Source organism: Thermoanaerobaculia bacterium, assembly GCA_035717485.1.
GTDB lineage: Bacteria > Acidobacteriota > Thermoanaerobaculia > UBA5066 > DATFVB01 > DATFVB01.
This window is the reverse complement of the sequence record DASTIQ010000010.1, coordinates 1-11,176: the sequence shown is the minus strand read 5'-3', so window position 1 is coordinate 11,176 and position 11,176 is coordinate 1. Positions and strand designations below refer to the sequence as shown.

Sequence of the window (11,176 nt, the reverse complement as noted above, 5' to 3'; positions counted from 1 at the left end):
GGGTAGAAATTCCCGATCCAGTGCCGGTAATGCCAGCCGGAGGTTCCGATCCGGACGTCGGCGTCGCGCACGGACCCCGAGGCAGCAAGATTCCGGCCACGGGGGACCGCGTTCGGCCTCGGTGGGGAACGGCGACGGTCGTCGTTCCGGTATTCGATCCGGGGGCGCCGGAGATGTCCGCGCGGCGGGAGCCGCAGCGATGCGAGCTCGGCGAGCGTTCCGGCGACGGTTCAGGGGGCTTCGACCGAGATCGCGACGCCGTTCTCGAAGACGACGGCCTTCCCCGCCTGCCGGTAGACCCATCGTTCGCGGGGACGGCCGCCTTCTCCCGTGCCGGGCTGGACCTCGTCGGGAGTGCCGAGGAGCGCCCGAACCTGGCTGGGGGTCATGTTCTCCGTCACTCCGCCGCCCTGGGCGCGGTCCGCTTCGTGCGCCGCTTCGGTGAGCGCATCGTCGGGTCGGGCCGCCGCGGGAGCGTTCGACCGCGCCGACGACGGCAGGACGCGATTCAGGATCTCTTCTCGATGCCGGACGACCCAGAGCGCCACGATGACGGCGGCCGCGAGGAGAACGAGCCGGGAAATTTTCATGGCGCCCTCCGACGGAGCTGGCGCGATCTTATCCCCCCGCGGCGGCTCCCGCGGCGTCGAGCCACTGCAGCATCCGTTCGCTGGGGACCAGTCCGGCCTGTTGCGTCACGACCTCGCCGTCGCGGAGGACGACGAAGTTCGGAATGCCCTGCACTCCGAACCGGACCGCGAGCGCCGGATGGAGCTCCGTATTCACCTTGAGCACGAGCGCGCGTCCGGCGCTCCGGGTCGCCGTCTTTTCCACTTCCGGCGCCGCCATCCGGCAGGGAGAGCACCAGGCGGCCCAGAAGTCCACGAGAACCGGAACTTTCGCGGCCCGCACGATCTCGTCGAACTGCTCCGGGTTCACCTCGATCGGGGCGGAACTCGCCGGAAGCCCGGCATGGCAGGCGCCGCATCGGCCGGCGTCGGCCAGATGTCTCGCGGGAACGCGATTCTTCCGGCCGCACGCGGAACACGCGACGATCATGCGTGGACTCTACCCCGTCCGATCCTGGACGTCGGCGTGGGTCTGCCCGGCTCGCTTGAAATCGCGGCTCGACTTTCCGCCTCGGTCGTACGCCTGCCGCCCCCTGGCGTCGTCGGCCGGAACCGGATTCTCGGAACCGCCGCCGCCGGCGTCACCCGCGCTTCCCGTGTCGCGGCTTTCCTGCTGTCCGGACGTCGTTTGCGCGTTTCGTCCGGGCGCGGTCTTCTTCCTTCCCCTCATGCACACCCCCGGTCATGGGGCAGCAAGATGTGTACCGGCACGGCCTCATTCCCGCAGACCCCCGTCCTCCGAAACGGCCAGGGCGAGGCCCGCCCAGTCGAGATCGGAGCGCCCGCGGCCCACGCTCGCCACCAGCCGGTCGTGGACGAGGCTCGCCGAGGGCATCGGAACGGCGCTCTCCCGCGCCGCCTCGAGAACGAGAGTCAGGTCCTTCGCGCCGAGCGAGAGCCGAAACCCCGGCGGCGAGTAGCGTTCCGCGGCGATCGCGTTGCCGTAGTTCCTGTAGATCGGACACGAAAAGAGCGTCGAAGAGAACAGCTCGGCGGCGGTCTCACGCGGGATGCCGTTCTTCTGGCACAGCGCGAAAGCTTCGGCCATCGACTCCATCGCGGAGGCGATGAGAAAGTTGCCCGAGAGCTTCACGACGTTGGCCGCGCCGGCGTCCTCGCCGAGATCGAAGATTCCCTGTCCGAGAGCGCCGAGCACCTCCTGCGCCCGTTCCCGCCCGGTACCGGCGGCGCAGATCCAGAGGTTGCGGGCGGCCGCGGCATCCGGCCGGCCGAAAACGGGCGCTGCGACGAAATTCCTTCCTCGCTCGCGGTGAAGGCCCGCGAGCCTCCGGGAAAGGGAAGGCGACACGGTGCTCATCGAGACGTGGAGACCGCCGGGCGGCAATCCCTCCAGGATTCCGTCCGCGCCCTGAACGATTTCCTCGAGCGCGCGGTCGTCGGCGACCATCGAAACGACGAGGCCGGCTGCCGCGGCGTCGCGGGGTCGCTCCACGGCGCGCCCTCCTTCGGCCGCGAATGAGTCCGCCCGGGAGCGCGTGCGATTGAACGCCAGAACTTCGAACCCCGCGCCCCGAAGGTTTTTCGCCATCGGCAAACCCATGTTGCCGAGCCCGATGAATCCGACGGTCGTCATCCTCGCCTCCTCCTTCGCGTCCGAAGGCCCGATTCTTGCTGCTTCTCCGCTCCGGAAACCCTCTGTCTCCGAAATTTCCGCTGATACTTCGGAAATCTCTGCGGAAATCTCTGTGAATATCGTAAGAACATCACGGAAAATCGCGGCCGCGAATCGAATTGCACTGATTCCTGTGCTTCGACATAACTCGTTGCGACCCCATCATTTCGCTGGAAAAAGCGATGTAAACGAGACGAGAAGCCCGGCACGCAACACCGATGCCAGCGATTCCCACAGGACGATCTGATTGCGCTCGTTGTGTTTACTTCCTTCACGGAGAATTTCCTTCGGTAATATCGGATTCGAGCTCCCATGGCGATTTCTTCGAAGTTCCGTGCGCTCGCCGGACGGGCTCCCCGGTCCCGCTTCATGCTCGACGCGATCGCCGACTTGCGGCTCGGAACCGATCTGGCCGGTGCCGTGCCGGCGCCCGGGAAGCGGGCATGACCGTCTTCGACGTCCTCCTCCCGACGCGCGGCCGTTCGCACACGATCCGCCGGGCGATCTCGTCCGTTCTCGGACAGACGGAGCGGAATTTCCGGCTCCGCGTCGTCGGCGACGGCTGCGACGAGGAGACGGAGAGGGTCGTTCGCGCGTTTCCCGATCCCCGGATCTCGTTCACGAGGTTTCCGAAAGGAGGCGGGTTCGGATACGGAAACCGGAACGCCGTCCTCCGCGAGGGGGATGCCCCGTTCGTGGCCTACATGACCGACGACGACCTCATGTTCCCGGATCACCTCGCGCTCGCCCGCGCGGCGCTGGAGGCGTCCGCCGCGGGGCTGGTCGCCTTTCGCTGCGCGCAGGTCCGGTATCCGGACGACCTCGATCCTTTCTTCTTCCCCTTCGACTGGAAGGTCCCGGGTCTGGGCGGCTTCCTCCGGAACTGGTTCGTCGGCTCGGCGAATCTCGTCCATCGCCGCTCGCTCTTCGACCGGATCGGCTACTGGGACGCCTCGCTGCAGCGGTTCGGCGACCGGGAGTTCTACCGCCGCGCGCGTCTGGCGGGGGAGGCGATCGATTCCGGGGAGACCACCCTTCTGCGATTCTTCGCCGCGGAGTGGGACGCGCGATACGCGTCCGTCGCCGAGCCCCCGCAGGAGCGTTACCTCGAAAGGATCCGGGACCCGGATTGGGTCCGCGATCTGCGGAGCCGCGTCCGGACGGGGCCTCGCGGGATCCGGACGCGGATCGCGCAGGGGCGGGACTTTCTCCGGTTCGCCGCCCGGTCCGGCCCGAAATTCGCGCGGTTCGCGTTCCGCCGCCGGGCTCCCGTTGACGTTCCCCCGGGCGGGCTTTACTCTCGCGAAAAATGATCCGAACCGGGGTGCTTCCCGACGGCGCCTGCTGGCGGCCGCTCCAGACGATCGGCGACGGGCGCGGCGTGTTCGCCGAGATCTACCGGGGAGAATGGATCGAGGGGGTTCCGGCGCTGCAGTGGAACTTCATCCGGTCGCGGGAGAGAGTGATGCGCGGCGTGCGCGTCCACCCGCTCCACGACGACTACCTCGTCGTCCTCGACGGATTCCTGATCGTCGGTCTCCGCGACCTGCGCCGCCGTTCGCCCACGTACGGGCGCACCTCGCTCGTCGAGCTCCGCGGCTCGTCGCTCTCGCTTCTGAAGACTCCGGCCGGCGTCGCCCACGGACTCTACGTGGCCGAGCCGTCGCTGTTCGTGATCGGCGTGACCCGGTATCACGATGCTTCCGACGACATTCCCTGCCGGTGGGACGATCCCGCGCTCGAGATTCCCTGGCCTTTCGCGTCGGCGGACGTCTCTTCCTCCGACGCGAGCGGTCTCTCGTTTTCCGAGGTCAGCGAGATCGTCGACCGGACGGCGTGATCCCCGCGATCTCGCGGGCCCGCTCGAGAACGGCGACCGCCGCGGCTCCTTCCCGGGCGCCCGTCTTCGGGGGAGGGCCGCCGCGCAGGAATTCCCGGATCGCCCGGAGCTCGCGCCGGAGCGGCGGGTCCGGATCGACGCTCCGCCGTTGTCCGCCGACGCGGATCGCGTGCTCGTCCTCGCTGCTCCAGAGGACGCGGCCGTCGCGGCAGAGGAGCTCGACCTCGCGCTTCCGGTCCGGAGCGCGGACGGAGACCTCGAAGGAGAACGCGACGGCCCCGTCGGCCTCGGCATTCAGCGCGGTGACCTTCCCGCCGTCGAACGCCGCTTGCGCACGGGCGATCGAGGGCAGCTCGCCGAGGACCTCCGACGCGATCGAGAGCTCGTGGGGCGCCAGCACCCACACGGGATCGACGTCGTAGCCCGAGATCGACGGCTGCCGACGCCGCGTCCGGAGCGCGCGGGGCGGGCCGAGCTCCCCGGTGCGCGCGATCGCCGCGATCGCTTCGATCGCGGGGTGCCACCGCCATTTCGCCAGGACCCAGAGGCGGCCGTCGAGCGCATCGGCGAGCCGGTGCGCCGACGCGGCGTCCGCGGTGAGCGGCTTCTCGCAGAAGATCGGAATCCTCCGGCCGGCGAGCGCGTCGATCGAAGCGGAATGCTCGAGAGTCGGCGTCGCGACGATCGCCGCGTCGATTCGTCCGAACGACGCCACGTCCGGGACCGCTTCCCGGGCGCCGGCCGCGAGGGCGCCGCGGCGCGCCTCGTCGGAGGGGTCCGCGACGCGAACGCAGGCGCCGAGACCGACGAGGTCGGCGAGGATCCGCTTCCCCCATCGGCCGCATCCGGCGAGCCCGATCTCGAAGTCCGTGCCCTCCTCCGCGCGCACTCTATCGGAGACGCGGCGCGGTAAGATCGCCCCCCTCATGCGCTCCCTCGAAGTCGCTCCCCCGATCGCGCCGATCGCTCCGCGGCGGCCGAAGCGTCTCGAGCTCCACGGGGACGTCCGGATCGACGACTATTTCTGGCTCCGGGAGCGAAGCGATCCGGAAGTCGTCGCGTACCTCGAGGCGGAGAACCGGTACGCCGAGGCGGTCGTGGCTCCCGCGGCGGCGCTCCGGGAGAGGCTCTATGCCGAGATGCTCGGGCACATCCGGGAGACCGATCGCACCGTCCCGTACCGGGAGGGGGAGTACTTCTATTACGTCCGCACCGAAGAAGGCCGGCAGTACCCGATCTACTGCCGGCGCCGCGGCGGCCTCGATGCGCCCGAGGAGGTGACGCTCGACGTCAACGCTCTCGCCGAGGGAAAGCCGTTTCTCGCGATCGGCGATTACGCGGTGTCCGACGACGGGTCCCTGCTCGCCTATTCGATCGACGAGAGCGGCGATCGGCGCTACACCCTGCAGGTGAAGGACCTCCGGACCGGAGCCACGCTTCCGGACCGGATCGAGGACACGTCTTCCGACTCGGTCGTCTGGGCCGCCGACGGCAGGACGCTCTTCTACGCGCTCGAGGACGAGGCGAAGCGGCCGTGGCGGTTCTTCCGGCACGCGCTCGGAGGGGAGGACGACGCGCTTCTCTACGAGGAGACGGACGAGCGATTCGACATCGGCGCGTACCGTTCGCGGAGCGGGCGATTCGTCTTCCTGGTCGCGGCGAGCCACACGACGTCGGAGGTCCGGTACCTCGACGCCGGCGTTCCGTTCGGGGCGTTGCGGCTGATCGCACCGCGGGAGCCCGGCCACGAGTACGACGTCGACCACCGCGAAGATCTCTTCTACATCCGGACGAACGGCGGCGACGTCCCGGGGACGAAAGCGCGGAACTTCCGGATCGCCGTCGCGCCCGTTTCCGACCCCGCGCGCGCGAACTGGCGCGAGATCGTGGCGGAACGCTCCGACGTCATGATCGAAGGGATCGACTGTTTCGCCGCGCACCTGGTCCGGTACGAGCGGGAGCGCGCGGTGCCGCGCATCGTCGTCACGCGGGTCGACAGCGGCGAGACGCACGCGGTCGCGTTCGACGAGGAGATCTATGCGCTTCGGCCTTCGGGAAACCGCGAATACCGGACCGCGGTCCTGCGATACGACTTCGAGTCGCTCGTCACGCCCGCGTCGATCTTCGACTACGACATGGATTCGCGCGTCGCGACGCTTCGCAAGCGGACGGAAGTTCCGGGATACGACCCGTCGCTCTACGAGCAGCGCCGGATCGAAGCCGCCGCCGCCGACGGCGCCCGGATTCCGATCTCGCTCGTCCATCGGAAGGGGATACCGAGGGACGGTTCGGCGCCGGCGGATCTCTGGGGATACGGCTCCTACGGGCTGAACTTTCCGATCCGCTTCGACCCTTCCCGTCTCGCGCTCCTCGATCGCGGATTCGTGTTCGCGGTCGCGCACATCCGCGGGGGAGCCGAGCTCGGCAAGGGGTGGCACGACGACGGTCGGATGCATCGGAAGATGAACACGTTCACGGATTTCATCGCCGCGGCCGAGTGCCTCGTCGCCGAGGGGTACACCTCGCCGTCCCGGCTCGTGGCGGAAGGGCGCAGCGCCGGCGGGCTGCTGATGGGGGCGGTCGTGAACCTTCGGCCCGACCTGTTCCGCGCGATCGTGACGGCGGTGCCGTTCGTCGACGTCCTCAGCACGATGCTCGACCCTTCTCTGCCGCTCACGGTCACCGAATACGAGGAGTGGGGGAACCCGAACGACCCCGAGGCCTACGGATACATGCGCCGCTATTCGCCGTACGACAACGTGACGCCCGGCGCGTATCCGGCCATGCTCGTCAAGACGTCCTGGAACGACAGCCAGGTCCCTTACTGGGAGCCCGCCAAGCTCGTCGCGAAGCTCCGCGCGGTCAGGACGGTGGAAAGGACCCTGTTGCTCAAGACGAACATGGATGCGGGACACGGCGGCGCATCGGGCCGCTACGACGCGCTGCGCGAGCGCGCATTCGATCTGGCGTTCATTCTCCGGGAGCTCGGGATCGAGGGATAGCCGGCGACTCGGCGTCGAGTCGTGGGCGGCGAGGCTGCGGACGCGAGCCCGGTCCGCCGCCGCTCGGGCGAGCGACGGCGGATCGGGCCGCACCATCGGGACGTTCGAAGCGTCGAAGGATCGCCGTGCCGGCGAAGGCGCCGGCTATTTCTTCCGGCTGTAGTCGATCTCCATCATCTTGTATTCCTTGCCGTCCGGTCCCGGGGCGTACATCTCGTAGACGTTGTGATCCTCGTCGAGGATTCGAAGGGTCGACCGGATCGCCAGAACCCGGCCGGTGACGAAGTCGTCCATCTTCCCTTCCATCGCGAGGACCTTTCCGGAAGCGTCGGCCGTTCCCGCCATCGAGAGGATCGACGTGCCCATGTTGTCCATCCAGGTGCCGAGGTACTGTTTCTTGTAATTGTCGTAAGCGGTATAGCCGAGGCCGGAGAAGGGCTGCCCGAGAAACGATCCCTCGTGCTTCTGCTGGAGATAGCGGCCGCCGAGCACCCACGCGATCTCGGAAGTGCCGTCGGAAGTGACCGGCGCCGATCCGGGCGCCATCCAGCTCGTGATCTTCGCGTTCCACGTGCCGACGAGCGGCTGGAGCGCCTTGTGGGCGGGGCCCGGCGTGGCGAATTTCGCCCACGCTTCCATCATCGCCTTCTGGTCCGGCGGGGGGGCCGGAGCGGCTTTCTCGTCGGCCGCGGCGACCGCGGCGGCCAGGCAGGCGAGGGCGATCCCGATCTTCGTCCGGCGCATTTGTTCCCTCCTCTTTCGAGGACGCATTGTACCGCCGGGATCGGGTCGCCGGTCGATTGCGCGGTCGATGCGCGGGGGATCCGGGCCGCTTCCGGCGCGGCTCGTCTCGTCCCCGGTCCGACTCGAGGGGCCGAGGGCGGTGGACGTCACCCCGCCGGGCGGCGGCGGATCCGACCGCGGGCCACCTGCGCCTTCACTCCGACGGAGGCGCGGCGGCCGAGGCGGCCCACCGGACGCGTCCCTCCATCTCGATCCACGCGGCACCGCTCCGAACCGTGTCGATCGTCAGGGGCGCGTCCGCGGGCATCCGGAAGAGCGTCACGTCCGAGTACGCCTTCGCGAAGAACGGGGCGATGAAATTGACGATCGAGGCGATTCCCTTGCAGTGCGTCTCGATCTTCATGTCCGCCAGGCGCATCGTGCCGGTGTCCTTGTCGATGACGAGGTTCGCCTTTCCTTCCGGCGCGCACTCGGCGCGGAAGATCGACCGCTTCCCGCGTTTCTTTTCCGCGACGACGTCGAATTTCGCGACGAAGCACGACTCCCCGCAGGGGCCGAACTCCGACGGCTCGAGCGTGAAATCGACCTTGCGGATCGCGGCGACGTCCTCCGACCAGCGGGCCCGCATCGCCTCGAATGCCGCGCGCTCGACGGGCGCCCACGGCACTTTCAGGGAGTAGGTCCCTTCCACGCGCCCGTGCGTCGGATCTCCGGCCCGGTCGAGCGAGAGAGCGGCGTGCAGGGGTCCCGCGAACACGAGATCCACCCGGTGCGGCTCGATCTCCTTGACCGGGTAGCTCACCGTGAACGGATAGACCACGCGGTAGGCGAAATCGAGGGACACCTCGCCGGTCGCGGCGTTGTCGGCGACCTGGAGGCGCGGGCTCCGGAGCGCGACGTCGGTCAGCGTCACGTCCGCCCCGGCGTGCCGCCATTGGCCCGTCTTTCCGCGGAGGTCGAGATCGAGGACTCCGGAGACCTTCCCCTCTTCCGTGATCGTCAGCGACGTGGCCGAAAACCGCGAAGGCGCCTCGACGCCGACCCGGATGCCGCCGGGAACGACGAACCGGCCCGATTCGAGGTCGAGATCGAGCCGGTCGGCCGCGAGCGAAGCGGCGGACTTTCCCGACTCGTCCGAGCGGATCCGGACGCGGGCGCGCCGGAGCTCGCCGGAGGAAAATGCGAGACGTTCGCCCGAATAGGCCATCGCTCCGTCCACGAAGCGGCCGTCGATCTCGCCCTCGAGATCGAGACGCGACGGCTCGTCGCCGTGCGCCGGCCGCCAGCTCGCCGTCTCGACCGCCAGGCTGACGGGCGCGCCCGACGGAGCCGTCCGAAATCGGAAGACGGGGTCGAAGGCGAGCGGACGGGAAGGATAGGCGACGAGCGTCGACTTCCGGATCGTGATCTTCCGGACGAGATCGAAAACCGAAGGGCCCGGCGCGGGCGGCGCAGGCGGCGGTGGGGACGACCCCGCCGGGGGAACCGTGGCCTTCGCCCCGGGCGCGGGCTCGTGGATCAGGATGTCTCCCCGGAACACCGACGGCAGGTCCGTCCGGAACTTCATCTTCCGAACGGCCGACATCCCGATCCCGCGGAAGAGTCCGATCACGATCTTTCCGAAGAACCCCCGCCCGTGGAACCGGGCCCCGATCACCCCGCGCGTCCCGTCGACCTCGACCGACTGCACGACGACGTCGGGCCGGAGCCCGCGTCCGGCGACGATCAGATCGCCGCCGTCGACGGCGAACGCGAACCGCGTGAGGTGTCCTTCCTCCGCGTCGGCGAAAACGTGCGCGTGGGGCGATCCGGTCGTCTCGACCGACCAGGAAGGTGTCAGAGGGACCTTTCCCGCCGTGAGATCGAAGGTGAGGTCGATGTGGCCGGATCGGACGGCTCCGCCGAGCTCGTCGACGAAAGACTCGGCGGAGAGCCGCGCGGCGATTCCGAGGGCCCCGAGGACGACGAGAAACGCGACGCGCCGACGAAGCATCGGCTGGATTGTAGAATGTCGTCCATGATTCGCCGATGGGTCTCCGCCGCGCTCGCCCTCGCCACGGCCGTTCCCCTCCTCGCGCAGGCCGACCGCGCGGGAAGGCTCGGAACGCTCGAGTTCCCCACGTCGACCCCGTCCGAGGCCGCCCGGGAGGCCTTCGTCCGCGGCGTCCTGCTGCTCCACAGTTTCGAATACGGCGACGCCGCGGCCGAATTCCGCCGCGCGGAAGCCGCCGATCCGGCGTTCGCGATGGCGTACTGGGGCGAGGCGATGACCGAGAACCACCCCGTCTGGAACCAGAGGAATGCGAAGGCGGCGCGGGAGGCGCTCGCGAAGCTCGCTCCGACGCCCGCCGAACGCCTCGCGAAGGCGCCGACGGAGCGGGAGAAGGGGTATCTCCACGCGGTCGACGTGCTCTACGCCGACGGCGAGAAGAAGGAGCGCGACCGCGAGTACGCCGAGGAGATGCGGAAACTCCACGAGGCGTACCCGAAGGACGACGAGGCCACCCTGTTCTATGCGCTCGCGCTGCTCGGGAGCTGCGAAGGGGATCGCGACGTTTCCGTCTACGAGAAGGCGGGCGCGCTCGCGTCGGAAGTCTTCGCTCGCCACCCGGATCATCCGGGCGCCGCGCACTACGTGATCCACAGCTACGACGACCCCGCGCACGCGGAGCGAGCCCTTCCCGCCGCCCGCGCCTACGCGAAGATCGCCCCGGCCGCGACCCACGCCCTCCACATGCCTTCGCACATCTTCCTCGCCCTCGGGATGTGGGACGACGTGATCGCCGCCAACGTCGCTTCCTGGAAGGCGTCCGGCGAAACGAGCTACCACGCCCTGCACTGGCTCGAGTACGGATACCTCCAGGAGGGGCGCCGCTCCGAGGCCGGGCAGGCCCTCGCCGACATGGAGCGGGCGACGTCCCGCGATCCGTCGGAACGCGCGTGGGATCACCTCGCGTGGATGCGCGCGGCCGACATCGTCGATGCACCTCGGGATTCCCGCGCGGCCGACATCCGAATCCCCGAAGGGAAGCTGTCGCGGAGCGCCCGCGCCGACGACGCCTTCGCGACCGGGTTCGCCGCCCTGCATCGGGGCGGAGACGCCGGGCAATCTCTCGCGTCGCTCGACGAGCTCGCGAAGGAAAGCGCCGAGGGAAGCGAGATCGCCGGCATTCTGCGCGACGAACTGCGGGGCGCGGCGCTCGCGCACGAGGGCCGGACGGACGAAGCCGCCCGGCTCGTCGGCGAGGCCGCGGACCGAGAGGAGAAGATGCCCTACGGGTTCGGGCCGCCCGAGCCGGCGAAGCCCGCGCGCGAGCTTCTCGGCGAG

11 protein-coding genes are annotated in these 11,176 nt (G+C 69.2%); 5 read left to right on the top strand and 6 right to left on the bottom strand.

The annotated features are described in order from the left end of the window. Positions 1–230: 230 nt before the first annotated feature. The 3 genes from VFS34_00560 to VFS34_00550 form a co-directional block, all read right to left on the bottom strand. A complete protein-coding gene (locus VFS34_00560; protein ID HET9792922.1) occupies positions 231–590 on the bottom strand; it encodes a hypothetical protein in 360 nt (119 codons plus the stop codon). A 28-nt stretch (positions 591–618) separates the two neighbouring features. Beyond that, positions 619–1,059 (bottom strand): thioredoxin domain-containing protein, encoded by a 441-nt coding sequence (locus tag VFS34_00555; protein HET9792921.1) that lies wholly within the window; start codon positions 1,057–1,059, stop codon positions 619–621. Between the two features lie 285 nt (positions 1,060–1,344). After that, on the bottom strand, positions 1,345–2,256 hold the full coding sequence (locus VFS34_00550; protein ID HET9792920.1) for an NAD(P)-dependent oxidoreductase: 912 nt from the start codon (positions 2,254–2,256) through the stop codon (positions 1,345–1,347). A gap of 318 nt (positions 2,257–2,574) precedes the next feature. On the opposite strand from VFS34_00550, the gene VFS34_00545 reads away from it, so the two are divergent. The 3 genes from VFS34_00545 to VFS34_00535 are packed head-to-tail and all read left to right on the top strand — an operon-like array spanning position 2,575 to position 4,102. Further along, positions 2,575–2,709 carry a hypothetical protein gene (locus VFS34_00545; protein ID HET9792919.1) on the top strand — a complete coding sequence of 45 codons (135 nt, stop codon included), beginning with the start codon at positions 2,575–2,577 and terminating at the stop codon, positions 2,707–2,709. After that, positions 2,706–3,575 (top strand): glycosyltransferase family A protein, encoded by an 870-nt coding sequence (locus tag VFS34_00540; protein HET9792918.1) that lies wholly within the window; start codon positions 2,706–2,708, stop codon positions 3,573–3,575. Before VFS34_00545 ends, VFS34_00540 begins: the two co-directional genes overlap by 4 nt. After that, entirely contained in the window at positions 3,572–4,102 is a 531-nt protein-coding gene (locus VFS34_00535) for a dTDP-4-dehydrorhamnose 3,5-epimerase family protein (protein ID HET9792917.1), read from the top strand. The genes VFS34_00540 and VFS34_00535 overlap by 4 nt, the downstream gene beginning before the upstream one ends. Here the strand turns inward: VFS34_00535 and VFS34_00530 are convergent. Continuing rightward, on the bottom strand, positions 4,074–4,991 hold the full coding sequence (locus tag VFS34_00530) for a Gfo/Idh/MocA family oxidoreductase (protein ID HET9792916.1): 918 nt from the start codon (positions 4,989–4,991) through the stop codon (positions 4,074–4,076). The two genes, VFS34_00535 and VFS34_00530, sit on opposite strands and share 29 nt — an antisense overlap. A gap of 37 nt (positions 4,992–5,028) precedes the next feature. Here VFS34_00530 and VFS34_00525 point away from each other — a divergent pair, with 37 nt between their 5' ends. Beyond that, complete coding sequence (locus VFS34_00525; GenBank protein HET9792915.1) at positions 5,029–7,104, top strand: S9 family peptidase; 2,076 nt, start codon at positions 5,029–5,031, stop codon at positions 7,102–7,104. 144 nt (positions 7,105–7,248) lie between these two features. Here the strand turns inward: VFS34_00525 and VFS34_00520 are convergent, their stop codons facing one another. Together VFS34_00520 and VFS34_00515 are read right to left on the bottom strand one after the other, a co-directional pair. Further along, complete coding sequence (locus tag VFS34_00520) at positions 7,249–7,848, bottom strand: DUF1579 domain-containing protein (protein ID HET9792914.1); 600 nt, start codon at positions 7,846–7,848, stop codon at positions 7,249–7,251. A gap of 193 nt (positions 7,849–8,041) precedes the next feature. Further along, positions 8,042–9,841: a hypothetical protein gene (locus VFS34_00515; protein ID HET9792913.1), complete on the bottom strand. Its 1,800-nt coding sequence runs from the start codon at positions 9,839–9,841 to the stop codon at positions 8,042–8,044. Between the two features lie 24 nt (positions 9,842–9,865). Between VFS34_00515 and VFS34_00510 the strand changes: the two genes are divergently transcribed. Then, positions 9,866–11,176 (top strand): hypothetical protein (locus VFS34_00510; GenBank protein HET9792912.1); only part of this gene is annotated, 1,311 nt, incomplete at its 3' end.

Bases quoted from the DNA above. Each gene is read 5' to 3' on its own strand.
- VFS34_00560 (HET9792922.1), bottom strand. From the start codon at position 590: ATGAAAATTTCCCGGCTCGTTCTCCTCGCGGCCGCCGTCATCGTGGCG.
- VFS34_00545 (HET9792919.1), top strand. From the start codon at position 2,575: ATGGCGATTTCTTCGAAGTTCCGTGCGCTCGCCGGACGGGCTCCCCGG.
- VFS34_00540 (HET9792918.1), top strand. From the start codon at position 2,706: ATGACCGTCTTCGACGTCCTCCTCCCGACGCGCGGCCGTTCGCACACG.
- VFS34_00535 (HET9792917.1), top strand. From the start codon at position 3,572: ATGATCCGAACCGGGGTGCTTCCCGACGGCGCCTGCTGGCGGCCGCTC.
- VFS34_00520 (HET9792914.1), bottom strand. From the start codon at position 7,848: ATGCGCCGGACGAAGATCGGGATCGCCCTCGCCTGCCTGGCCGCCGCG.
- VFS34_00555 (HET9792921.1), bottom strand. From the start codon at position 1,059: ATGATCGTCGCGTGTTCCGCGTGCGGCCGGAAGAATCGCGTTCCCGCG.
- VFS34_00515 (HET9792913.1), bottom strand. From the start codon at position 9,841: ATGCTTCGTCGGCGCGTCGCGTTTCTCGTCGTCCTCGGGGCCCTCGGA.
- VFS34_00525 (HET9792915.1), top strand. From the start codon at position 5,029: ATGCGCTCCCTCGAAGTCGCTCCCCCGATCGCGCCGATCGCTCCGCGG.